Here is a 23,078-nt window from a genome sequence, read left to right as displayed (position 1 = left end):
GCATGCTCGAATCGGTACTTTCGCAGGCAAGGCGCTGGAGGATCTGTGGATCTGAAGTTGGACCACCATTCCGAGGACCGTCTCACCATCGTTGAGGTTGAGGGTGAGATCGATGTCTACACCGCGCCCAGATTGCGTGAGCTCCTGATCGACCTGGTCAACAAGGGGAATTTCCACCTGCTCGTCAACATGGAGAAGGTCGACTTCCTTGACTCCACGGGCCTTGGTGTCCTGGTCGGCGGGCTCAAGCGAGTTAGGGCGCACGATGGCTCACTGGAGCTTGTCTGCACCCAGGAGCGCATCCTGAAGATTTTCCGGATCACTGGACTGACGAAGGTCTTCGGGATCTACGCCTCGGTCGACGAGGCCAAGGAAGCTCACGGTCGAGACAAGTAGTCGTGGCTACCGTCGAGCTGACGTTCAGCGCTCTCCCCGCGCATGTGCGGACGGCACGCCTGGTGGCCACGGCCATCGCCAGGCGTACCGGCGTACAGGAGTCGTTGCTGGACGAGGTACGGCTCGCTGTTGGAGAGGCGTGCTCGCGGGCTGTGGAGGCACATCGCCTCCACTGTCCGGGAGAGCCGATCCGGATCGAGCTACGTGATGACTTAGGGCGTTTTGAGGTGACAGTCACCGACTCCGCCCCTAGTGATGAGCTGGAGCATGATCGGGCCCTTCTGGGGTTCGACGATCCGTTCGGGCAGCTTCCCGATGACCTGATGGCCGGTTTCGGCATCGCGGTCATCGCGGGGCTGGCCGACGACGTTCAGGTCTACCCAAGCCAGAAGGGCATGTGCATTCGCATGAGCTGGCCGGCGGCGACGAACGGAATGTCTCCGGTCTGAAAAGCAGACTTCGACAGCCGGGCGTGTCCATATGGACACGCCCGGCTGTTTTTGTTGGGAGTGCGCGGCCACAAGATCGTCTGTGATGACATCCGTGCCGGGGTCGCCATCCGCCCGTCTCGCCCGTCTCGCCCGTGTCGTCCGTGGTGTGGCGGTCATCGACCCGAGGTGTGTTCGTTGGAGACGTGTCCGGAGGCCGGATGATCTCGCCTCGCCAACGGGCCGCCGATGGCCCTCGCCGGGCCCGCCTCGCCGTTCGCCGGGGCTGAGAGCCGAGGCGGGGAGAGAGGCCGCCGAGACTCGGCGCGGCAACGTCGTTCTGCCTGCCTCGCCGTATACCGGGGCTGCGGGTTGGGGGCTGAGGGTGGGGAGAGGGGCCGCCGAGATCCGGCGCGGCAAGATCATCCCGGCCTGCCCCGCCGTTCACCCGGCTGAGAGTTGAGGGCGGAGGGAGGGGGCCCGGAGGATCGTCCGTGATGTCCGGTGGGCGAGCCTGGCCGTTCCCCGAGGAGATTTCAATTTCGGTCAAAACTTAACGTGGCTGTTTCTTGACTGAAACTGGGAGGAAACAGGAGCTGAGGGGGGGATGTGACGGATGAAATGACCCCATAAGCAGGTCGGCTGTCAAAGGGGGCCGCTCGTGTCGTCAATTGGGCGGGGGCAGAGGCTTCATATCCGCGTCGTCGCTGCGTAGACTCCCGGGACCGGCCAAGGTTTATCCTTCGGAGCGGCCCGTCACGCGAGCCGTACTCCGCGGGGGTCTGCAACTGGAAGCGGCACTGCCCACCATCCCGGAGTGCGCCGCCTCAGCCGCCTGACAATCACCGCAGCGCACTCCGGGCAGGACGTGTTCCCGTCTTGCCAAGGAGAGTCGGATGTCTGTGCTCCATCTCGCCGCTGCGGAGCCAGCGGTTTCCCTAAGTGGTCACCACTTCACCATCGTCATCGTGGTCGCCGCCGTCGCCCTGCTCGCACTCGCCGTCGCCGGCACACTGGTGCGGGAGGTGTTGTCCGCCGACCAGGGCACCGAACGTATGCAGAACATCGCGAGAGCCGTCCAGGAGGGGGCTTCCGCGTATCTTGCGCGGCAGTTCCGGACGCTCGCGCTATTCGTCATTTTGATCCCGTTCCTGCTGTACCTTCTCCCGGCCGAGACGACCAGCGTGAGGATCGGCAGGTCGGCGTTCTTCGTCGTCGGCGCGCTGTTCTCGGCGTTGACCGGATTCATCGGCATGTGGCTCGCGGTCCGCGGCAACGTCCGTGTCGCCGCCGCCGCCCGCACGTCCGGTGAGAAGGTCGCCATGCGGATCGCCTTCCGCACCGGTGGCGTGGCCGGAATGATCACCGTTGGCCTCGGCCTGCTCGGCGCGGCCGTGGTGGTGATCACCTACGGGGGCGAAGCCCCGGCCGTGCTGGAGGGCTTCGGCTTCGGTGCCGCGCTGCTCGCGATGTTCATGCGAGTCGGCGGAGGCATCTTCACCAAGGCCGCCGATGTCGGCGCCGACCTCGTCGGCAAGGTCGAGCAGGGCATTCCCGAGGACGACCCGCGCAACGCCGCCACCATCGCCGACAACGTCGGCGACAACGTGGGTGACTGCGCGGGCATGGCCGCCGACCTGTTCGAGTCCTACGCGGTCATGCTGGTCGCCAGCCTGATCCTGGGCCGGGTGGCCTTCGGCGTCGAGGGACTGGTGTTCCCGCTGATCGTGCCCATGATCGGTGTGATCACGGCGATTATCGGCATCTTCGTCACCGCCCCGCGCGCCGGCGACCGCAACGCGATGGCCGCGATCAACCGGGGCTTCTTCATCTCGGCGGCCATCTCGGCGGTCCTCGTCGCCGGCGCGGCCTACCTCTACCTGCCGGCCAGCTTCTCCGGTCTGACCAATGTGAGCCCGGAGATCGCCGCGGTCACCTCGGACCCGCGTCTGATCGCGATCGGGGCGGTGCTCATCGGCCTGGTCCTGGCGAGCACCATCCAGATCCTCACCGGCTACTTCACCGAGACGAACCGCCGCCCGGTGCAGGACATCGGCGAGAGCTCCCGTACGGGCCCCGCCACGGTCATCCTGTCCGGCATCAGCGTCGGTCTGGAGTCGGCGGTCTACTCCGCGCTGATCATCGGAGCCGCCGTCTACGGAGCCTTCCTGCTTGGCTTCGGCAACGTCACGATCGCGCTGTTCGCCGTGGCGCTGGCGGGCACCGGCCTGCTGACCACGGTCGGCGTGATCGTGTCGATGGACACCTTCGGTCCCGTCTCCGACAACGCCCAGGGCATCGCCGAGATGTCCGGCGACGTCGAGGGCGAGGGCGCTCAGGTCCTCACCTCGCTGGACGCCGTCGGTAACACCACCAAGGCCATCACCAAGGGCATCGCGATCGCCACCGCCGTGCTCGCCGCGACCGCGCTGTTCGGAGCGTTCCGTACGGCGGTCGAGGGCGAGCTGGTGGGTGCGACGGCGAGCGTGAAGGAGGCGCTGGGCTCGTTCAGCGCGTTCAGCCTGAGCGTCGACTCCCCGAACGTGCTGGTCGGTCTGATCATCGGCGCCGCGGTGGTGTTCATGTTCTCCGGCCTGGCGATCATGGCGGTCGGCCGCGCGGCCGGACGGGTGGTCTTCGAGGTGCGCGAGCAGTTCCGCACCAAGCCGGGCATCATGGCGGGGACGGAGCTCCCCGACTACGGCAGGGTCGTCGACATCTGCACCCGCGACTCGCTGCGGGAGCTGGCGACGCCCGGCCTGCTCGCCGTCCTCACCCCGATCGCCGTCGGTTTCGCCCTCGGGTACGCCCCGCTCGGCGCGTTCCTGGCCGGTGCCATCGCCTGCGGCACGCTCATGGCGGTGTTCCTGGCCAACTCCGGTGGTGCCTGGGACAACGCCAAGAAGCTGGTCGAGGACGGCCACCACGGTGGCAAGGGCTCGCCGGCCCACGAGGCCACCATCATCGGTGACACCGTCGGCGACCCGTTCAAGGACACCGCGGGACCGGCGATCAACCCGCTCCTCAAGGTGATGAACCTCGTGGCGCTGCTGATCGCCCCCGCCGTGGTGACCTACGCCGACAACCCGACGCTGCGCATCGGCATCACGGTGGTCGCGGTCGGCATCGTCGTCGCCGCGGTCGTCTTCTCCAAGCGTCGTTCGGCGGGCATCGCCCCGACGGAGGAGAGCAACTCCGACCGGGAGCCGGAGCAGGTCTCCAGCTGAGCGAACGTTCGACGGAAACGTTCGACGGAAACGTTTGACGGAGGGGTGCACGGGCCACGTGCACCCCTTCGGCGTGTGCGGGCCACCCCGGTGGGAAACTGGCCCGTATGGAACAGCAGCCTTCCGGAGGCAAGACACTCGTCCTCATCCTGCTGGCGATGGCCGCGATGTTCGCGGTGATCGTGGGTCTGGCCGTGTGGGCGTCGCGATGACCGCGCGCACGCTCGTCGTCCTGCGCCACGCCAAGGCGGCTCACACCTCCGGCCTCGCCGACAGGGAACGCCCCCTCACCGATGTCGGCGAGCGCGACGCCCTCAAGGTCGGCGCGGCCCTCGTCGGTATGGACCTCACCCCCGACCTGGTGCTCTGCTCGCCGTCGGTACGGACCAGGCGGACCGCCGACCTGGCACTCCCCGGTGCGGAGACCCTCATCGAACCGGCCATATACGAGGCATATCCCGACGAGTTGCTCACGCTGATCCGGCGGAGCGATCCCGAGGTGCGCACGCTGGTCCTGGTCGGCCACAACCCCGGGGTTCAGGAGCTTGTCATGCAGCTCACCTCGGCCGACGGCGACGCCGGGTTCCCGCCCGGCGCGTTCGCCGTCATCGGGGTCGACGGCGAGTGGGCCGAGCTCGACACCGGCCGCGGCATCGTCCACTGGACCCCCAGGAAGCACTGAGAACCCACGCGAGAGCTGAGACACGAGCGACCGTCTCAGCTCTTCGGCGACGCCTCGGGACAGCCGTACGGTGATCGCGTTCGCGGGTGGCCCACCCCACCGATCACGGTCAACGTTCGGCGGCGGTGACACCGTCCTCGGCGTCGGCGTCCTCCACCTCGGCGCGCGGGATGCCCAGCAGGTAGAGGATCGAGTCGAGGTAGGGGACGTTGACCGCGGTGTCGGCGGCGCGGCGGACCACCGGCTTGGCGTTGAACGCGATGCCGAGACCGGCCGCCGCGATCATGTCCAGGTCGTTGGCGCCGTCGCCGATGGCCACGGTCTGGCTGATCGGGATCCCCGCCTCGCGGGCGAAGCGCTCCAGTGCCCGCGCCTTGCCCGGCCGGTCGACGATCTCGCCGACGACCCGCCCGGTCAGCACGCCGTCGACGACCTCCAGGGTGTTGGCCGCGGAGTAGTCGATCCCGAGGTCCTCGACGAGGGCGTCGGTGAGCTGCGTGAACCCGCCGCTGACGATCGCGAACCGGTAGTCGAGCCGCTTGAGCGTCCGTACCAGCGTCCGGGCGCCGGGAGTCAGCACGAGCTCCTTGCGTACCTTCTCGAAGACCTCCTCGGAGAGGCCCTCAAGCTGCGCGACCCGGCGGCGCAGCGACTCGGCGAAGTCGAGCTCTCCGCGCATCGCCTCCTCGGTGACCCGGGCGACCTCCTCCAGGCAGCCGGCGTGCGCCGCGAGCAGCTCGATCACCTCGGCCTGGATGAGCGTCGAGTCGACGTCCATCACGATCAGGCGCTTCGCCCTGCGGTGCAGGCCGGTCCGCTGCACGGCGACGTCGACCTGCTGGGCGTGCGCCTCGACGGCCAGCTCCGCCCTGAGGGTGTCGGGGTCGGCGCCGGAGAGCGAGAGCTCGATGCAGGTCACCGGATAGCTGGACAGGCGCTCGATCCGGTCGATGTTGGCACCGGCCGCGGCGATCCGCCCCGCGATCCCCGCCATGGCGGCGGGCTGCAGCGGTGAGCCGAGCACGGTGACGTCGAGCCGCCCCCTGCGCCGCTTCTCCTTCGAGTCGGAGCCGGTGGACAGCTCCACGTGGAGTCCGAGGTCCTCCGCGGCCCGCTCGACGGCGGTCCAGAGGGCCCCGAGGGTGCCGCCGGTGCCGGTCGGCGTGTCGCCCGCGTACGAGACGAGGACGCCGAGGGTGAGCCGGCCGCGGATGACGACCTGCTCCACGTCGGCGACGATGACGGGGAAGCCGGCCAGGACCGAGAAGAGGCGTGAGGTCACGCCCGGTCGGTCGGGGCCGTTCAACGTGATCAGAAGCGTGCGCTGGTTCATCGGTTCCTACGGTACTTGGCTCCGGATTCGACCGTGAATGTGGTTCATCATCCGGACGCCTGGAGTTCGCGGGTCCCTCAGGTCCCGCGTCATCTGCGGATGTCTTCATGAACCTCATGACGACCCTTCCCGTGGAGTCGCGCCTCGCCCGCTACCGTGTCGGGCTGGCCGCTACCGCCGTCGAGATGCGCGAGGCCCAGCGCCTGCGCCACCGCGTCTTCTCCGAGGAGATGGGCGCCCGGCTGGACAGTCCCATCACCGGCCTGGACGTCGATCCGCTCGACGCCTACTGCGATCACCTCCTGGTGAGGTGCGACGACACCGGTGAGGTCGTCGGCACCTACCGGCTGCTCGGCCCCCGCAGGGCCGACCGCCTCTACTCCGACTCCGAGTTCGATCTCAGCGCGCTGGCCGGTATCCGAGGGAACATGGTCGAGACCGGCAGGGCCTGCGTACACCCGGAACACCGGGGTGGCGCGGTGCTCGGGCTGATGTGGGCGGGCATCGCCCGCTACATGACGGCCGGGGGGTACGGCTGGCTGGCCGGGTGCTGCTCGGTGCCGGTGGCCGACGCGGCCGGGATCATGGAGCGGGTGCCGCTCTCACCGCCGGACTACCGCGTCACGCCGCACCTTCCCTGGCGGGCGGGCCCGGTCTCCGGCTCTCCTCGCCGGAGAGGGAGGTCGGGTCCCTCGGCCGCCTCCGGGTCCGTGCCGGTCTTCCCGATCGGCGCCGGAGCGGCGCGGTCACCGCGGGAGGACGCCTCGAAGCGTACGGCCGCCACGAGCCCCGCCATCGACCGGGGACGGGCGACGCTGCCGCCGTTGCTGCGCGGGTACGTGCGGCTGGGCGCCTGGGTCTGCGGCCCGCCCGCCCACGACCTCGACTTCGGTACGGCCGACTTCTTCGTCCTGCTCTCGATGGCCGAGGCCGACCCCCGCTACCTGCGCCACTTCCTGGGAGCCGCATCGTGAGCCCGTGGATACCCGTGGCGCCGTGCACGCCCGCCGGCTGCCTGTTCCCGCCGGGATCGAAGGCCGAGGCGCCGCGCAGGGCGCTGCGACTCGCGGCGGTCGGGCTGGTCGTCCTGGCGGGAGTGGTCCTCACGCTCGTGGCCCGTGGACTCGGTACGACGAACAGGATCCGGCTGACGAGCGCCTGGTCCCGGCTGGTGCTGCGGGCGGTCGGCGTACGGATCGAGGTAAGGCGGGGGTTCGCGTTCATGGCCGGCTCGGTCGCCGGGCCCTGTCCGGTCGTCGACGGATCGTCCGGGGCCGCTCCGCTGGTCGTGGCCAACCACGTGTCGTGGCTGGACCCGCTCGTGATGGCGGCGGTCCTGCCGTGCCGGGTGCTCGCCAAGCAGGAGGTCCGGGCGTGGCCGGTGGTCGGCCTGCTCGCGACGGGCTCGGGCGCGTTGTTCATCGACAGGGACCGGCTCTCCGCGCTGCCCGGGACCGTCGCCGACGTGGCCGCGGCGCTCGCCGACGGTCATCCGGTGGCGGCCTTCCCCGAGGGGACGACCTGGTGCGGGCGCGGGATGGGCTCGTTCAGGCCCGCCGTGTTCCAGGCGGCCCTGGATGCGGGGGCCCCGGTCAGACCGGTCGCGATCAGATATCTGGAGGGGGAGGACGTCCTGGCCAGTGGACCCGTCTATGTCGGTGACGACCTCCTGTGGGCGTCGATCCGCCGCGTGGTGGCCGTCCGGCGGTTGACGGTGGAGGTGACGATGCTGCCCCCCGTGCGGGGACGCGACCGCGGGGAGCTGGCCTGGACGGCCGAGTCGTCCGTCGCCTCTGTGCTGGTCGCCGGGGCCGCGCACGGTGTTCCCGCCGCGGCCTGATCCGATCTCGGAGCCCTGGCCCCGGCTAGGCCGAACCCAGGTATGTGATGACGGCCGCCACCCTGCGGTGGGTGTCGGGACTGTTCTCCAGGGCCAGCTTCATGAAGATCGAGTTGACGTGTTTCTCGATCGCGGAGACCGACAGGTGCAGGGCGCGGGCGATTCCTCCGTTGGACAGGCCGTGCGCCATCTCCCTGAGCACGTCCAGTTCCCTGGGGGTGAGCTCCGCGGGCGGGGGGCCGCCGCGTACCCCGCGCTTGGCCAGCAGGCCCTCCACCACCTTGGGGTCGATCACCGAGCCGCCTCCCGCCACCGACCTGATCGCGCCGAGCAGCTCGTCGATGTCACCGACCCGGTCCTTGAGCAGGTACGCACGACCCTCGGTGCCGTCCCTGAACAGATCCAGGGCGAACATCGCGTCGGAGAACTGGGAGAGCACCACGACCCCGATGTCCCGTGAGGCGGCGCGGATGCGGTGCGCCGCGTCGATGCCCTCCATTCCCGGGCGGACGAGATCGGCCGAGCCCGGCATCCGGATGTCGGTGACGACCACGTCGGGGCGCAGCCGTCTGGCGGCGTCGAGCAGGTCGTCCGCGGTGCCCACGGCGGCGACCACCTCGATCTCGCCGGAGGTCTCCAGGAGCCTGCGGGTGCCCTCACGCACCAGGTAGTGGTCCTCGGCCAGGACGACTCTCAGTTCAGCCATGGATCGCGCACCGTCCGGAACTCGCCATGGGGAGATCCTGCACGGTGCGCGGACGCCGTGTATATGAGGTTGCCCGCACTCGTCGCCGTCGCCGTCGCCGGGATCCGGGAACGGAGCCGGTGGCGGGAGCGAGCGGAACGAACCGAAACCGGTGGCGAGATCGGAACCAACCGGATCCGGACCCGGGAACGGGAGCGGGAGAGGGGAGAGGCGGATGATCAGCAGGTGAGAGGTACGGAACGCTTGGTCAGCGGAGCACCCGGGTCTTCACCCGCACGTACTTGATGTCGGTGCCGATGTCGATGCCGTAGATGTCGAAGGTGTCCAGCCCGCCCGCGGGGACGTCGATCGAGACCGAGCCGAAATTGGCGGTCGCGGTGCCGCGGGCACCGTTCTTCAGCCAGACCTTGACCTTGAGGGTGGCCGTTTTGCCGGGGTTCAGGGTGTCGAGCAGACAGCCCACCTCGCGCCCCGAGATCTCGCAGTACGAGCCGGCGGGCTTGCCGACGATGCGGATCTTGGAGATGTGCGGGGAGAGGCGGCCGCCGACGTAGGCGATGTCGGTGTACCACTTGCCGACGTTCTTGATCTTCAGCGTGTAGACGTACGAGTCGCCCGCCCAAGCCCTGCGCGGGTAGAGGACGGTCGTCTTCAGCGGCGCGAGCGGCGGGCCCGCGACCTTCTGCGGTGCGGTGATCGGGGGGGCCGAGGCGTTCGCGGTCGCGGGGGTGAGCAGCATGCCTCCCGCCAGGGCGATGGCGGCGATGGCGGCCAGGTGCCGGCGCATTTTTACTCCAGTCGGATTTCGTCCCGTTGATTACGGATCATCATGGGAGATCCGACTTGTAAACCTCTTGCGATTGACTATCCGCTAACCGGTGATCAGGTGGACATCGCCGAATTCGTGCCAGAGATAGCCCTCTCCGAGCGCCTCCGCGTACGACCGCGAGAGCAGATCGCGGCCGGCGATCGCCGACAGCATCAGCAGGTGGCTGGAGCGCGGCTCGTGCAGCCCGGTGAGCAGGCCGTTCACCGCCCTCACTCCGACCTCGGGGGTGACGATGTGCGAGGTCCAGCCGTCCGCGGCCCGGACACGGCCGGTGGCCAGCGCGGCCGTCTCCAGCGCCCTGACCACGGTCGTGCCGACCGCGATCACCCGGCCGCCCGACTCGCGAGCGAGCTCCACCTGCCGCGCGGTGGCCTCGGGCACCTCGAACCGCTCCGGATACGGTGGCTCGTCCTTCTCCGGAGACGCCACCCCCGTGTGCAGGGTGATCGGCGCGATCCCGACCCCGCGCGACACCAGGGAGGTCACCAGCCCGGTGGTGAACGGCCGCCCCGCGCTGGGCATCTCCGCGCTGCCCGGCCGCACGCCGAACACGGTCTGGTAGTCGGCGAGCGGCCAGTCCCTGTCCACGTACGAGTATCGGATCGGCACGCCGTACCGGCGGAGGTAGCCCGTGACCTCCCGGTCCAGCCTCGCCCGCCACAGCCGCGGCGTCTCGCGTCCCAGGAGCCGCAGGGTCGCCCCACCCGGCAGCGGCAGCCACTCCCCGTCCGCACCGCCCCGGTAGGGCTCACCGGCCGTCTCGGTGCTCCCGGGGCCTCCGGCGAGGCCCGTCCGCTCCCTGAGCCTGCGGAGTTCGACCAGCCAGGTACCGTCCTCACGCTCGGTGGAGAAATGCACCGCGAGCCGATCGAGCCGGACGGCCGCGGGAAGCGTGCCGGAATTGTTCACCACGAGCAGGTCGCCGGGGCCGAGCAGACCGGGAAGGTCGGCGAACGCGTGGTGCCCGATCTGTCCGGTGCCCCGCTCCGAGACCAGCAGGCGCACCCCGTCACGGGCCAGCCCTCGGGCCTCCGGGGGCTCGTGCGCCTCCAGTTCGCGCGGGAGCACGAAGTCCGCGGCCATCGCGTCCGCCACGGGCGCGCTCACGTCCCCTCCCCGTACGCACGCACGGATTCCGCCGTCGTTCTCACAGGTCCTCCTCGTTCGGTGCCCCGCCCGTTCATCCGTGCCTCACCCGGCCGCTGTCCGGGCGGTCGGCGATCAGCCGCAGCAGGGTGGGAACGACGCTTTCCGGGGCCGGGGCCTGTTCGGCCTCCTTGGCGCCGACGGCGTCGGCGAGCATGGCGGTGGACATCTCGCCCGGATCGACCCACCAGACCGCGACGTCGGGTTCCTCGACGGCCAGCACGTGGGAGAGCCGCTCCAGGGCGGCCTTGGTCGCGCCGTATCCGCCCCAGCCCTCGTACGCCTCCACCGCCGCGTCGGAGGAGATGTTCACGATCGCGCCGCGCCGCTCCCTGAGCCCGCGCAGGTTCGCCTGGATCAGTGCCAGCGGGGCCAGCACGTTGGTCTGGAACAGCTCCTGGAGCGTGTCGAGCGGGTATCCGGCCAGCGGTGGCAGCGGGACCGCGCCCAGCCCTGAGGCGTTGTTGACCAGCAGGTCCAGCCCGCCGTGTTCCTGTACGGCCCGCGCCAGCCGATCCCGGTGGGCGGGGTCGGCGACGTCTCCGGCCAGGGCGAGGGCGCCGAGCTCGTCCGCGGCGGATCGCAGCGCGTCCTCACCCCGCGCGGTGAGGACGAGCCGCCAGCCGTCGGCGGCGAGGGAGCGGGCGAGTGCCAGGCCGAGGCCGTGGGAGGCGCCGGTGATGAGTGCGGTCTTCGTCATGCCTCGACGCTAGGAGCCGCGCGCCCGCCGTACATCGGCCGCCGGACCTGGCCGGAGGTGGGCCGATGGGCTTAGGACCGATGGAGTAGGCGGCGGGCGTCCGCCGCCGCCTAGAGTCGGTCTCGTGAACTCCGAGAGCGAGGACAGGGACGCCGTGCTGCACGCGGTGAGCTCGGCCGTCCTCGCCGTGACCAGGCACCTGTCGGTGCGCGAGGTGCTCCAGGTGATCGTGCGGTCGGCGCGGCGGTTGCTGGACGCACGCTACGCCGCGCTGGGCGTGCCCGACGACCAGGGGGCGTTCGCCGAGTTCGTCGCCGAGGGCATCTCCGACGAGCAGTGGGACGCGATCGGGCCCATGCCCCGCCAGCACGGCATGCTCGGCGCGATGCTGCGCGAGGGCACGCCGGTCCGGCTGCCCGACATCCGCAGGGACCCCAGGTTCGAATACTGGCCGCGGGCCCATCCGGTGCTCAAGGACTTCCTCGGGGTGCCGATACTCGACGGGGACGAGGTGCTCGGCATCATCTTCCTGTCCAACAAGCGGGCCCCCGGAGGCTTCACCGAGGCCGACCAGCGGCTGCTCACCATGTTCGCCGCGCACGCCGCGATCGCCCTCACCAACGCCCGCCTGTACGAGCGCGGCCGGGAGCTCACGCTGGTGGAGGAGCGCACCCGGATGGCGAGGGAACTGCACGACGCGGTGACCCAGAAGCTGTTCTCGCTGCGCCTCACCGCGCAGGCCGCCGCGTCGCTGGTCGTCGACGATCCCGTACGGGCGCTGCGGGAGCTCGGCCAGGTGGAACGGCTGGCGGGAGAGGCACTGGCCGAGTTGCGCGCGGTGATCGTGGAACTCCGCCCGGCCGACCTCGACCGGCACGGCCTGGCCGAGACGCTCCGCAAGCACGTCCGTCTGCTCGACCGGCTGCACCCGGCCTCGTTCTCGTTCGAGGAGTCCCCGGTGTGCGAGCTCGAACCGGTGATCGAGGTGGCCGTCCTGCGGGTGGCCCAGGAGGCGCTGCACAACGCCTCAAGACACTCGGCTGCGCGTGTGGTCGAGGTGCGGCTGGGCTGCGAGGGCGGGCACGTGGTTCTTGAGGTGAGTGACGACGGGGCCGGTTTCGACGTGACCGCCGCCGCGGGGAGAGGGCTGGGAATCGCCTCGATGGGCGACAGGGCGCAGGCCGTCGGCGGCGACGTGCGGGTGACCTCGGAGCCGGGACGGGGCACACTCGTCCGGCTGGAGGTGCCCGCGTGACCCGTGATGCGGAGAAGGATGATCGTTCGACCCGGCGTCCGGGGGAGTCTGCCGTGGGCGGTCCCGACGATGGTCGTCCGGTCCGTCGACCGGGTGAGTCGCCGGAGTCGGCCGTACGCGGTCCTGACGGTGGTCGTCCGGTCCGTGGCCTGGGCGGGTCCTCGGGGTCGGCTGTACGCGGTCCTGACGGCGACGACCGGGTGATCCGCGTCCTGATCGCCGACGACCACCCGGTCGTGAGGCAGGGCCTTCGCACCTTCCTGGACCTGCAGGAGGATCTCGACGTGGTCGGCGAGGCCGCCGACGGCGCCGAGGCGGTCGCCCTGGTGGAGTCTCTCGCCCCCGACGTGCTGCTGCTCGACCTGAAGATGCCGGTGCTCGACGGGCTCGGCGCGCTGCTGCTGCTGGGCGAGCGAGGGCTGTCGCCGAGGGTGCTCGTGCTGACCTCGGTGAGCGACAGGGGCGACGTGGCTCCGGCGATGCGAGCGGGTGCGGCGGGCTTCCTCTACAAGGACGTCGAACCGGTCGCGCTCGTGCGCGCGATCCGGGCGGTGTACGGCGGCCAGGTGCTGCTCGCCCCCGAGGCGGCCGAGGCGATGCTGGCCGGTCCCGAACCCGTCCGGGCCGCGCGGGAGGGCGGACAGGAGGACAGGTATGTGGCGCCGCTGACCGATCGGGAGCGCGAGGTGCTCGCGTTGATCGCCTCGGGCCGTTCCAACCGGGAGATCGCCAGGCAGCTCGCGGTGGCGGAGAAGACGGTGAAGACCCACGTCTCCAGCGTGCTGATGAAGCTGGGCGTGCAGGACAGGACCCAGGCCGCTCTCTACGCGGTGAGAAACGGTCTGGCCTGACGGCGGTGTCCCGGTGGCCGGATCCTCGGGCCGGCCCTCAGACCAGCTCGGTGATGGCGTGGTGGGCGACCACCCTGGCCCGGCGCACCGCGCGGTCGAGCTCACGCAGGGCCTCACCGCGTACGGCGATCTGGCCCGAGGTGAGCCCGCGGTCGTCGGCGACGCGGAGCACCGCGGCGAGGCGGGCGGCGAGGGCGGCGACCCGGTGGGCCCTGGCGGGGTAGCCGGGGGCCAGGCCGTCGTCCACGATCTCCAGCCGCCGGTGGCCCTGGGCCGGACCCTCCACGCCGAGCAGGGCGTCGGTGGCCACCCGCATCGCGCGGGTCAGCTCGTGCTCGGCCTCGGCGAGGGAGGGCAGGTCGGGGGCCGTGGTACGGGCCTCCAGCACGGTCCAGCGAACCCCGGCGTACGATGACCCGCGGCGGTCGTTTACCGGGATCAGGCCGAGACATCTGTCGGGAAGCACGGCTGTCGCCGCCTGCCCGGCCTCGATGGCCGCGGAGTTGAAAGGGGGCGGTCCGGTGAGACCGAGTGGGTCGCCCGCGACGGGAAGGGCCAGTCGCAGCGATTTCATGCCCTCGATCCGCAGGTCGGCGAGGAATCCGCGGAGGGCGAGGTCGCCGGTCTCACCGGCGACGAGTTGGGGGCCTGCCTGCCGCTCCACGCGGTCGGCGGCCTCGTCGAGGCCGACCTGTCCGGCGAGCCAGGCGTTGCCCCAGCAGACCAGGGTGGCCGAGATCGGTGAATCAGGGTGCACCGATCCACGATATGCGCTTGTCCTGCAATAGGTTTTGTTCGAGCGATTCACAAGGAGGCGTAAGGGATGGGCGGTCAGGTGCTTCGGCTACAGGACGTCACCGTCCGCAGGGACGGAGCGGTCCTGTTGCGGGAGATCGACTGGACCGTTCACGAGGACGAGCGGTGGGTCGTCATCGGCCCCAACGGCGCGGGAAAGACGACGTTGCTGCAGGTGGTCGGGGCGATGCTGTTCCCCACCGAGGGCGTCGTCGAGATCCTGGGCGAGCGGCTCGGCCAGAGTGACGTCTTCGAGCTGCGGCCCCGCATCGGGCTCGCGAGCGCCGCGCTGGCGGAGAAGGTGCCACCGGACGAGAAGGTCATCGATCTGGTTCTCACGGCCTCGTACGCCATCCTCGGCCGCTGGACGGAGGAGTACGACTCCCACGACGTGACGCGTGCCGTCGAGCTGATCGACCAGCTCGGCTGCGCCCACCTGATCCGGCGCCGCTTCAACACGCTGTCGGAAGGGGAGCGCAAGCGGGTCCAGATCGCCCGCGCGCTCATGCCCGACCCGGAGCTGCTGCTGCTGGACGAACCCGCCGCGGGCCTCGACCTGGGCGGGCGCGAAGACCTGGTCCGCCGCCTGGCGACCTTCGCGCACGACCCGAAGGCGCCGACCATGGTGCTGGTCACCCACCACGTGGAGGAGGTGCCCAGTGGGTTCACCCACGCCCTGCTGCTCCGGCACGGCTCGGTGGTGGCCCAGGGCCCGATCGACCAGGTGATGACCGCGGAGAACCTGTCGCACACCTTCAGCGTCCCGCTCACCCTCGATCGGGGGCGCGAGGGCCGCTGGTACGCGCGGGCGCACCAGCTCTGAGGGGAACCCGAGAGGTTCCGAGATCGTTTCGGTCGTTCAAAGGCCGTTGAAGGGAAAAGCAAATATCCTGCCGGGTCAAGAGTTCCACGTGACTCGACCGCCCGGGGTGGTTCATGGAAGCGCTTGTCGCCGCACTCGTCATCGTGGTCGTGGCGGCGTTCGCCGTCCATCGGATGGTTCGCGTCGTGCCGCACGCCACGGCGGGTGTCGTGGAGCGGTTGGGGCGCTACCACAGGACGCTCGGTCCCGGGCTGAACCTCGTGGTGCCGTTCATCGACCGGATCAAGGACATGGTCGATCTTCGTGAGCAGGTCGTCGCATTCCCGCCGCAGGCGGTCGTCACCTCCGACAACCTCGTCGTCTCGGTCGACACGGCCGTCTCCTTCCAGGTGACCGACGCCCGCGCGGCGACCTACGAGATCGCCAACTTCCTGGTCGCCGTCGAGCAGCTCGTCGCGACCACGCTGTGCGACGTGGTCGGCGGGATGGATGTGGACCGCGTGCTGGCCTCCCGCGAGGAGATCGGCGCCGAGCTGCGCCGGGCGCTCGACGACGCGGCGGGCGGGTGGGGGCTGAGGGTCGGCCGGGTCGAGGTGAAGACGATCGACCCGCCCGTCTCGATCCAGGAGGCGATGGAGAGGCACTCCCGCGCCGACCACGACAGGCGGGCCGCGCTGCTCACGGCCGAGGGGGAGAAGCAGACGGCCGTCCTCGCCGCCGAGGGGCGGAGAAAGGCCGCCGTACTGGCCGCTCGCGGCGAGGCGGAGGCGACCGTGCTCAGGGCGCGGGCCGACGCCGAGGCCAGGGCGACGCGGGCCAGGGCGGAGGCCGACGCGATCGACATGCTTTTCCGCGCCGCCCGTGACGGCAGGCCCGACCCGGAGCTTCTCGCCCACGAATACCTGCGGGCGCTCCCCGAGCTCGCCAAGGGGGACGCGGGCAAACTGTGGATCGTCCCGCCGGACCTGAGACGGACCCTCGAAAGCCTCGCGGACCTTCTCCCGGACGGGGGCGAGCCCTCCGGAGAGTCCGACGGAGGTGTGCCTTCGGGCGGTTCGGTCAGGGAGGACGGGCCGGGCGGACACCGACCTTCGGGCGAGGAAGAGGTGCCGGACACGTGGGAGCCCTCGGTCAAGGGAACCTCGGTCAAGGGCGGTCCCGTTAAGGACACCCCCGCCATCGGGTGATCCCGATCTCCTCCTACCATCCGGTGAGGGCCGTGCACCTGCCTATGGGCGCGAGCCTGACGAGTGAGGGGAAGCGCATGACACCGTGGGAGGCGGTCGCGATCTTCGTGGCCGGCGTCGGGGCGGGGGGCATCAACGCCGTCGTCGGTTCCGGGTCTCTGATCACGTTCCCGACGATGGTCGCGCTGGGCATGCCACCGGTCATCGCGAACGTCTCCAACACCGTGGGCCTGGTCCCGGGGTCGATGACCGGCGCGTTCGGCTACCGGGAGGAGCTGAGGGGGCAGCGCCCGCGGCTGATCAGGCTGGGGGTTCCCGCGCTGGTCGGTGCGCTGATCGGCGGGGTGCTCCTGCTGTACCTTCCCGCGGAGACGTTCGACGTCGTCGTGCCCGTCCTGATCGCTCTGGCGTGCGTGCTGGTGGTGATCCAGCCAAGGCTCAACGGCTGGCTGAGCGCCCGGCGGGAGCATCCCCATCCGCACGGCGGCCCCTGGCTCTGGGGCGGCGTTCTTGTGTGCGGCATGTACGGCGGCTACTTCGGCGCGGCCCAGGGGGTGCTGCTCATCGGGCTGATGGGCAGTTTCCTCGACGAGGGCCTGCAGCGGATCAACGCGGCCAAGAACGTACTCGCGCTGCTGGTCAACGCGTGCGCCGCGCTGCTGTTCATCGTGGTCGCGGAGGTCGACTGGCTGGCGGCCCTGATGGTGGCGCTGGGCGCCGCGATCGGCGGTTTCCTCGGCGCGAAGATCGGCAGGCGACTGCCGGCCCCGGTGCTGCGCTGGTTCGTGGTGTGCGTCGGGATCGTGGCGATAGTCAAACTGGTGTACGGGTGAACCTGCCTGCTACCGGGTACTTATTCAGGTATGAAAGGTGACAAAGTCGAGGTTGTCATCGACGCAGGAGACAGTTCCCGTACCTACGAGGTCAGCGCCACCAGAGCGGGGCGCCGCGTTGAGGTGGCCAACGCCCGAGGCGGCGTTGTCGAGGTGAGCGAGGTCACCCGGAGCGGAACGGCCGTGCGCACCGCCCGCTTCATGTCCAGCCGTATTCTCGCCCTGGTCGAACACCCCGCCGACGGCAAGCCGGCCTAGGCCGGGCCGACGGCGGTAGCCGGTTCTCGTCACGCCCGGGTGAGATGTACGGTCACGCCTGGGCGGGGCGTCCGCCCGGCCCCGGGTTCTCCGCGCCCGGACACCTCGCCGGGTTCCCGGCGAGGTCCTGGAGACGGACGCGGGTGTCCCCTCGGTTTTCCGGTCAGGTCCGCGCGACCGGGCGCGGGTGTCCCCTCGGTTTCCCGATCAGGGCTGCGCGACCGGACGCGAAGGTCACCTCGCTTTCCCGGTCGAGTCCGCGCGGCCGGGCGCGGGTTCGTCCCCGCGGGTGCCCGGTCAGGTCTGCGCGGGGCGGACCTGGAGCACCCCGTCGCGGCGGATCCGGGTCTCGAAGGACGGCTGGGGAGCGGTGGCCGGGCCGTGTACGACGGCTCCGTCGGAGAGCCTGAAGGTGCTCCCGTGCCATGGGCAGACCACGCAGGCGGTCCCCTCCTCCGAGATCAGACGCCCCTGGTGGAGCGGGCCCGCCAGGTGCGCGCACTGGTCGGCGAGCACCGTGACGTTCGCGCCGACGCGCAGCACGAACAGATCGATGTAACCCAGCCTCCGCGTCACCGGGCGCCCGTCCGGCAGGTCGCCGACGTCGCACAGGTCGTGCCAGCCCAGCGGGACCAGGTGGGCGACGGACTCGGCGTGGTTCGCCCCGGCCGCCTGCCGGTAGGCGAGGTGGCCGCCGAGGTAGCCGCCCACGCTCGCGGCCCCCAGGCCGGCGAACGACAGCACCCGCCCGGTCCGGTCGCGCCCGGCCATCCGCAGCACCAGCGAACCCGCGTAGAGCCCGAGAGCGGTCAGGTTGGCGATCGCGTGCACGAACCCCACCCGTTGCTGCTCGCGGTGGAGCGCCGACCAGTCGGTGATGCCCGCCGCCATCGCGGGCATCGCGGCCGCGAGCCCGCCCGCGACCAGCATCCGCGACGCCCGCGGATCGGAACGGGTCACGTCGAGCACCGCCGTCGCCGTCCAGAGACCCAGGCTGACGTTGGCGAGCGGTGGATGCAGCGGTTTGCCGATCGGCACCCCGTGCAGCAGGTCACGCAGCGGTCCTGGACCGATCCGCCGGCGCACGGCCTTGGCGAGCACGCGGATCGGTCTGTCGGCCTTGGGCGAGCGTTCGATCCGATCGGTGAGCTCGACCCCGGGCACCAGACGCCTGGTCCGACGCCCTGTTTTGACAGTTTCCTTCACCATTGCCCCCTCCTAGACCATAGGGACCTACCCGAGAACGGCGTTATGCACGCGCCAAATGCCCTCGGCTGACGGAGAGGGCGATGATCTCGGTGGCGTAGGCGCCCAGTGTCGCCGATCCCTCCTCGATGATTTTCACCTTCTCCAGCACCTGCTCGGCCGTCACCTTGTACAGCGACCAGGTGCCGCCCTCGTTGTGGTGGTTCGCCATGATGGGGGCGATCCGGTCGAGGGCCTTGGCGAATTTGGCCTCCGGTGTCCTGCGTTCCTCGAACTCGTCCCAGAGCTCGCGCAACCGCGCGGCCTGGTCGCAGGGGAGCAGCCCGAAGATCCGGTCGGCGGCCTTGCGCTCGATGTCCAGCTGGGCCTCGACGGCCGAGGCGTCGTAGATGAACGTGTCTCCCGCGTCGATCTCGACGATGTCGTGGACGAGCAGCATCGCGACGACCCTGTCGAGGTCGGTGCCCGGTGGCGCGTGCTCGGCCAAGACCATCGCCAGCATGCCCACGTACCAGGAATGCTCGGCGTCGTTCTCACGCCGCGACCCGTCCATGAGGGTGTTGCGGCGGACGATGCGTCTGAGCTTGTCGATCTCCATGGCGAAGGTGAGCTGAGCGTGCAGACGGTCCTGTGCTGGAGGGGTGGTCACGCGCGCAAGCCTAATGCGCGTCGATCCCGCTTTTCCGAGCGATCATGGGATCACGCCCGGCCGAGGGTGACGGGAACCCCGTTGAACACGGCGTTTCCCGAGGGTATGTCCACGACGGAATCATCTGTCAGCGTGTTCGCGTTCACTCCCGCGTGCTTGGCGGCCACCGGTTGCGAGGTGCCGGAGTGCCCCCATCCGTGGGGCAGGCTCACCACCCCCGGCATGATCGTGTCGGTCGGCTCAAGCGGCACGACCAGCTCTCCGGCGGCCGAGCGCACCACGGCGTGCTCGCCCAGCCCGAGCCTGCTCACGTCGTCCGGGTTGATCTGCAGGGTGCACCGGTTGGTCCCGCCGACCAGCGGCCCCACGTTGTGCAGCCAGCTGTTGTTGGAACGCAGATGGCGCCGCCCGATCAGCACGATCTCCGCGGGCGGGACGGCGAGCCGCTCGCGCAGCCGCGCGGCGTCCTCGACCAGCTGCGGCGGGGCGAGCTCCACCCGTCCCGAGGCCGTACGGACGATCTCCGCCAGCCGGGGCTCCAGCGCTCCCAGGTCGATGCCGTGCGGGCTCGCCAGGAGAGTGGCCAGGGAGAGTCCGTACGGTCCGAGCCTGAGCATGGCGTCCAGCCGCCTCTCCGCTCCGCTGCCACCGTCCAGGGAGGCGCGCAGCTCGGCGGGGTCCGCGCCCTCCACCGGAGATCCGGGCGTCTCGACGGCCCTTCGGAGCATCCGGTCGAGGATCAGCTCGTCGAGCAGGGCCGGATCGGCGTCCGCGCCCTGACCCGAGGCGATCATCGCCAGCCGTGCCATGATCTCGGCCTCCGACGGACGTCCCGGCTCCAGCGGCAGGACCGGCGGGGAGAACCTCGCGTAGTTGCGGACCGCGAAGGCGAGCAGCGTCAGGTCGTAGTGCGGCGACTGCGTCACGCGCGGCGGCGGCAGGATCACGTTCGCGTGCCGGGTGGTCTCGTTCAGGTACGGGTCCACGCAGACCATGAACTCCAGGTCGCGGAAGGCCCGGTCCAGCCGGGGTCCGCCCGGCGCCGACAGCACCGGGTTGCCGGCCACCACGACCAGCCCTCTGACCTGCCCCTCTCCCGGCGTCTCGATCTCGTCGGCGAGGGTGGCCACCGGGATCTCGCCGTTCGCCTCCGGTAGCCCCCGGACGCGGCTGTGCCAGCGTCCCGTGACGTACGGCCTGCTCCGGCGGCCGTTCTCCACGGCGGTCTTCGCGAACATCACCCCGCCGGGACGGTCGAAGTTGCCGGTCAGGATGTTGACGACGTCGACCAGCCACTGCGCGACGGTGCCGAACTCGGCGGTGCAGGTGCCGATGCGGGCGTAGACGGCGGCCGTCGGGGCCGCCGCCAGCTCACGTGCCAGCCGTACGATCTCCCCGGCCGGTATCCCGCACATCGGGGCCACGACCTCGGGGGCGAAGTCCCGCGCCAGCCGCCGTACCTCCTCCAGCCCGTCGATCCCGATGCCGCCGATGTCGGCGCCGACCGAGGTGAGGTCCTCGGCGAGGAGGGTGTGGACGATGCCGAACAGCAGGTAGGCGTCCATGCCCGGGCGTACGAACAGGTGCTCGTCGGCGAGGGCGGCGGTGCGGGTGCGGCGCGGGTCGACGACCACGAGTTTGCCGCCGCGCCCGCGCAGCGCCTTGAGACGGCCGGGGAAGTCGGGGGCGGTGCAGAGCGAGCCGTTGGACTCCAGCGGGTTGGCGCCGAGCATCAGCAGGTGGTCGGTGCGATCCAGGTCGGGCACCGCGATGGCCATCGGGTCGCCGAGCATCAGACCGCAGGAGACGTGCTTGGGCATCTGGTCGACGGTGCTCGCGGAGAAGACGTTGCGGGTGCCGAGGGCGCGGATCAGCGGCCCGCCGTACAGGGCTCCCGCCATGGAGTGGGCGTTCGGATTGCCGAGGTAGACGGCGAGCGAACCGCGGCCGTGGGCGTCGATCACCCTGCCGAGGCCCTCCTCGACCACGCGGAACGCCTCCTCCCAGGACGCCTCGCGCCACTCCTCACCCGTACGGATCATCGGGACGCCGAGCCGGTCGGGGTCCTCGTCGAGGCGGCCCAGGCTCGCGCCCTTGGGGCAGACGAACCCCCTGGAGAAGGGGTCGTCCGGGTCGCCCTTGACCGAGGTGACGTGTCCGGCGTCGTCGAGGGTGAGCCGGAGGCCGCAGACGGCCTCGCAGAGAGGGCAGGTCCTGTGAGCTGTTCTCATCGGCGCTCCTGGGTTCGGCGAATGAACTCATCATGGCCGTCGGTCCGGCACGGGGAAAGCCCCGGAGCGTGGCTTGGATTCACGTGGTCGTCGCGACATCTCGATCCGAGAAGTCGCGACGACCCCTTGAAACCGCCTGGGCTCCGGGGCTTTCCTTCGCGGCCGGGTGGAGGTTCACGCGGCCTGTCGTCGCCTCCCGGGAAGCTCGCCGGGTCCGGGGAACTCGCCGGGTCCGGAGAACGGGACGGTGGCGCGGTGGATGTCGGGCTCCTCCTCTGTGGTGCGGCGGGCCTGTCGGGGGTGGCCGGTCTCCGTGGTCCGACCGGCCTGCGGGGCGTGGCCGGCCTCCACGGCACGGTGGGCTTCTGCCGTATGGAGGGCGGCCTCTGTGGCACGGTCGGTCTCCGTGGCGTGGCCGGCCCGCAGGCACACCCAGTTCGTCCGCCCGTAGAGCCGGTCGAGACCCACCGGGGGACCGAAGACCTCGCCCCCACGGACGATCTCGACCGTCAGCAGGTTCCCCCACCTGAGGTGCCGGGACACCACGGCGTCGCGGGCGTAGCACGCCGCCGCGATCTCGGCGGAGAAGGCGTCGAAGTCCTCGGCGCAGGTTCCCGCCCTGGCGAGGACGAGCGCCTTCTCCCCGGCGGCGGTGGGGGTGATCCACAGGATCAGCGGCAACCGGCCGAAGCGGGTGTGTATCCCGGTCTCCGCGCACGCCCGCTGGAGGCGGTGCCGGGAGACCAGGCACCACACGTGTGCCGTCACCCACTTTCTCCCGAAGCCGGAGGCCACGGGGGTGACGGCGGCGCAGACCACGACGAGAAACGGCCACCAGTCGCCCTCGCGGAGCGAGAGGGCCACGGTGACCGTGAGGAACGAGGCGGCGGCGAGCAGCGCGACCTCCGTCCGCCAGCGCCACAGCCGGACGACGAGGCCCGCACGGCTGGGCGGCCGGCCGCCGGGGTGGCCGTAGCGGCTGCCGCGGAGATCACGCCGCGACATCGCCGCCCGCCCCCTTGTCGTGGACGGGCGCCAGGGTGAGGGCGGGAGCGGCCGTCCGCTCGGCCTTGAGGAGGTCGAACCGCGGCTCGCGGTAGTGCCTGGCCCCGAAACCGGTCCGGGTCACGCTCCAGCCGAGCCGGTAGGCCCACTCGTCCTGGTCCATGCAGAGCTCTCGGTCGGTCACATAGATCAGGTCGAGAATGAAGGTCTTGATTCCGTGGGTTCTGTTGGTACGGTGGAAGGACATAGGAGACTCCCTTCGTGGCTTTGACGCGGAGTTCTTGTGCCAACCGGGTCGGTGGCCGCCGACCCGGTGTTTTTTGTGTCCGATCAGGACACTCTCGTGAGTGCGTGCGACTTTGGGCCGTCGCCGGCCGATTACCGCTGCTCCCCCTGTCGGCCTCCCCGTGTCAACTCCGTTTCTTCGAAGACGGCGCCGTTGCCGAAGAGCCGCGTGTCTGTTTCACACCCGCGGCTCACGAATGCCCTCGAAGACGCCCTCCGGATGATCGCCGGTGGCTCCCCCGATCTTGCGAGGACCTTCCTGTTCTGATAGTCGCTCAGCATAGATTTGGCTGCAAGACTTGCCGTAAGGAAAAAAGCAATAAACTTCCGCAGATGCACTGCAACCATCAGTGTAATTTGCACTACTATTCATCGAGTTCCTGTTGAGGCCGTGACAGCCGCTCGCCCGTCAT

Annotated in this window: 23 protein-coding genes; 12 read left to right on the top strand and 11 right to left on the bottom strand. The window is 70.4% G+C overall.

The features are described 5' to 3' along the window. Positions 1 to 45 precede the first annotated feature (45 nt). The 4 genes from ACFY3V_RS07170 (at position 46) to ACFY3V_RS07155 (ending at position 4,733) form a co-directional block, all read left to right on the top strand. Entirely contained in the window at positions 46 to 396 is a 351-nt protein-coding gene (locus tag ACFY3V_RS07170; protein ID WP_030916965.1) for an STAS domain-containing protein, read from the top strand. 2 nt (positions 397 to 398) lie between these two features. Then, the gene (locus ACFY3V_RS07165; RefSeq protein ID WP_350942543.1) at positions 399 to 845 is read left to right on the top strand and encodes an ATP-binding protein; all 447 of its coding nucleotides are present in this window, start codon (positions 399 to 401) and stop codon (positions 843 to 845) included. Positions 846 to 1,720: 875 nt separating this feature from the next. Then, the gene (locus ACFY3V_RS07160; RefSeq protein ID WP_362896868.1) at positions 1,721 to 4,051 is read left to right on the top strand and encodes a sodium-translocating pyrophosphatase; all 2,331 of its coding nucleotides are present in this window, start codon (positions 1,721 to 1,723) and stop codon (positions 4,049 to 4,051) included. 208 nt (positions 4,052 to 4,259) lie between these two features. Next, positions 4,260 to 4,733 (top strand): histidine phosphatase family protein, encoded by a 474-nt coding sequence (locus ACFY3V_RS07155; protein WP_350942545.1) that lies wholly within the window; start codon positions 4,260 to 4,262, stop codon positions 4,731 to 4,733. A 109-nt stretch (positions 4,734 to 4,842) separates the two neighbouring features. Here ACFY3V_RS07155 and serB read toward each other — a convergent pair whose 3' ends face one another. Continuing rightward, on the bottom strand, positions 4,843 to 6,066 hold the full coding sequence (serB, locus tag ACFY3V_RS07150; RefSeq protein ID WP_350942546.1) for a phosphoserine phosphatase SerB: 1,224 nt from the start codon (positions 6,064 to 6,066) through the stop codon (positions 4,843 to 4,845). Between the two features lie 116 nt (positions 6,067 to 6,182). On the opposite strand from serB, the gene ACFY3V_RS07145 reads away from it, so the two are divergent. Both ACFY3V_RS07145 and ACFY3V_RS07140 read left to right on the top strand, forming a co-directional pair. Continuing rightward, a complete protein-coding gene (locus tag ACFY3V_RS07145) occupies positions 6,183 to 7,040 on the top strand; it encodes a GNAT family N-acetyltransferase (RefSeq protein ID WP_389770843.1) in 858 nt (285 codons plus the stop codon). Next, positions 7,037 to 7,906 (top strand): lysophospholipid acyltransferase family protein, encoded by an 870-nt coding sequence (locus ACFY3V_RS07140; RefSeq protein ID WP_362896866.1) that lies wholly within the window; start codon positions 7,037 to 7,039, stop codon positions 7,904 to 7,906. The genes ACFY3V_RS07145 and ACFY3V_RS07140 overlap by 4 nt, the downstream gene beginning before the upstream one ends. A gap of 25 nt (positions 7,907 to 7,931) precedes the next feature. Here ACFY3V_RS07140 and ACFY3V_RS07135 read toward each other — a convergent pair whose 3' ends face one another. The 4 genes from ACFY3V_RS07135 to ACFY3V_RS07120 all read right to left on the bottom strand — a co-directional run bounded on the left by ACFY3V_RS07135 (position 7,932) and on the right by ACFY3V_RS07120 (position 11,287). Beyond that, entirely contained in the window at positions 7,932 to 8,612 is a 681-nt protein-coding gene (locus ACFY3V_RS07135; protein WP_350942549.1) for a response regulator transcription factor, read from the bottom strand. A gap of 247 nt (positions 8,613 to 8,859) precedes the next feature. Beyond that, the gene (locus ACFY3V_RS07130; protein ID WP_362896864.1) at positions 8,860 to 9,399 is read right to left on the bottom strand and encodes a hypothetical protein; all 540 of its coding nucleotides are present in this window, start codon (positions 9,397 to 9,399) and stop codon (positions 8,860 to 8,862) included. Positions 9,400 to 9,483: 84 nt separating this feature from the next. Next, positions 9,484 to 10,548: an S-adenosylmethionine:tRNA ribosyltransferase-isomerase gene (locus ACFY3V_RS07125; protein ID WP_389770838.1), complete on the bottom strand. Its 1,065-nt coding sequence runs from the start codon at positions 10,546 to 10,548 to the stop codon at positions 9,484 to 9,486. 73 nt (positions 10,549 to 10,621) lie between these two features. Continuing rightward, positions 10,622 to 11,287, bottom strand: coding sequence for an SDR family NAD(P)-dependent oxidoreductase (locus ACFY3V_RS07120; RefSeq protein ID WP_389770835.1), 666 nt, complete (start codon positions 11,285 to 11,287; stop codon positions 10,622 to 10,624). A gap of 124 nt (positions 11,288 to 11,411) precedes the next feature. Here ACFY3V_RS07120 and ACFY3V_RS07115 point away from each other — a divergent pair, with 124 nt between their 5' ends. Both ACFY3V_RS07115 and ACFY3V_RS07110 read left to right on the top strand, forming a co-directional pair. Continuing rightward, entirely contained in the window at positions 11,412 to 12,542 is a 1,131-nt protein-coding gene (locus ACFY3V_RS07115) for a GAF domain-containing sensor histidine kinase (protein WP_362896861.1), read from the top strand. A 200-nt stretch (positions 12,543 to 12,742) separates the two neighbouring features. Beyond that, a complete protein-coding gene (locus ACFY3V_RS07110; protein ID WP_362896894.1) occupies positions 12,743 to 13,393 on the top strand; it encodes a response regulator transcription factor in 651 nt (216 codons plus the stop codon). Positions 13,394 to 13,430: 37 nt separating this feature from the next. On the opposite strand, the gene ACFY3V_RS07105 is transcribed toward ACFY3V_RS07110, so the two are convergent. Beyond that, positions 13,431 to 14,150 carry a hypothetical protein gene (locus ACFY3V_RS07105; protein ID WP_362896860.1) on the bottom strand — a complete coding sequence of 240 codons (720 nt, stop codon included), beginning with the start codon at positions 14,148 to 14,150 and terminating at the stop codon, positions 13,431 to 13,433. Positions 14,151 to 14,216: 66 nt separating this feature from the next. Here ACFY3V_RS07105 and ACFY3V_RS07100 point away from each other — a divergent pair, with 66 nt between their 5' ends. The 4 genes from ACFY3V_RS07100 to ACFY3V_RS07085 all read left to right on the top strand — a co-directional run bounded on the left by ACFY3V_RS07100 (position 14,217) and on the right by ACFY3V_RS07085 (position 17,289). Further along, positions 14,217 to 15,011, top strand: coding sequence for an ABC transporter ATP-binding protein (locus ACFY3V_RS07100; RefSeq protein ID WP_350942557.1), 795 nt, complete (start codon positions 14,217 to 14,219; stop codon positions 15,009 to 15,011). Between the two features lie 113 nt (positions 15,012 to 15,124). Beyond that, positions 15,125 to 16,198 (top strand): SPFH domain-containing protein, encoded by a 1,074-nt coding sequence (locus ACFY3V_RS07095; protein ID WP_389770828.1) that lies wholly within the window; start codon positions 15,125 to 15,127, stop codon positions 16,196 to 16,198. Between the two features lie 77 nt (positions 16,199 to 16,275). Next, the gene (locus ACFY3V_RS07090) at positions 16,276 to 17,031 is read left to right on the top strand and encodes a sulfite exporter TauE/SafE family protein (protein ID WP_350942559.1); all 756 of its coding nucleotides are present in this window, start codon (positions 16,276 to 16,278) and stop codon (positions 17,029 to 17,031) included. 30 nt (positions 17,032 to 17,061) lie between these two features. After that, positions 17,062 to 17,289: a hypothetical protein gene (locus ACFY3V_RS07085; protein WP_329088968.1), complete on the top strand. Its 228-nt coding sequence runs from the start codon at positions 17,062 to 17,064 to the stop codon at positions 17,287 to 17,289. Between the two features lie 297 nt (positions 17,290 to 17,586). Here the strand turns inward: ACFY3V_RS07085 and ACFY3V_RS07080 are convergent, their stop codons facing one another. The 5 genes from ACFY3V_RS07080 to ACFY3V_RS07060 all read right to left on the bottom strand — a co-directional run bounded on the left by ACFY3V_RS07080 (position 17,587) and on the right by ACFY3V_RS07060 (position 22,627). Continuing rightward, positions 17,587 to 18,498, bottom strand: a complete 912-nt coding sequence (locus ACFY3V_RS07080; protein WP_362896858.1) for a Rieske 2Fe-2S domain-containing protein — start codon at positions 18,496 to 18,498, stop codon at positions 17,587 to 17,589. Positions 18,499 to 18,538: 40 nt separating this feature from the next. Further along, on the bottom strand, positions 18,539 to 19,093 hold the full coding sequence (locus ACFY3V_RS07075; RefSeq protein WP_350943540.1) for an HD domain-containing protein: 555 nt from the start codon (positions 19,091 to 19,093) through the stop codon (positions 18,539 to 18,541). Between the two features lie 101 nt (positions 19,094 to 19,194). Then, on the bottom strand, positions 19,195 to 21,375 hold the full coding sequence (locus tag ACFY3V_RS07070; protein WP_389770822.1) for a molybdopterin-dependent oxidoreductase: 2,181 nt from the start codon (positions 21,373 to 21,375) through the stop codon (positions 19,195 to 19,197). A 174-nt stretch (positions 21,376 to 21,549) separates the two neighbouring features. Beyond that, positions 21,550 to 22,380 (bottom strand): hypothetical protein, encoded by an 831-nt coding sequence (locus ACFY3V_RS07065; RefSeq protein WP_362896856.1) that lies wholly within the window; start codon positions 22,378 to 22,380, stop codon positions 21,550 to 21,552. Beyond that, positions 22,367 to 22,627 (bottom strand): hypothetical protein, encoded by a 261-nt coding sequence (locus tag ACFY3V_RS07060; RefSeq protein ID WP_350942563.1) that lies wholly within the window; start codon positions 22,625 to 22,627, stop codon positions 22,367 to 22,369. The genes ACFY3V_RS07065 and ACFY3V_RS07060 overlap by 14 nt, the downstream gene beginning before the upstream one ends. Positions 22,628 to 23,078 lie beyond the last annotated feature (451 nt).

This window comes from Streptosporangium sp. NPDC000095 (genome assembly GCF_042899335.1).
GTDB lineage: Bacteria > Actinomycetota > Actinomycetes > Streptosporangiales > Streptosporangiaceae > Streptosporangium.
This window is presented reverse-complemented; position numbering and strand designations above follow the sequence as displayed.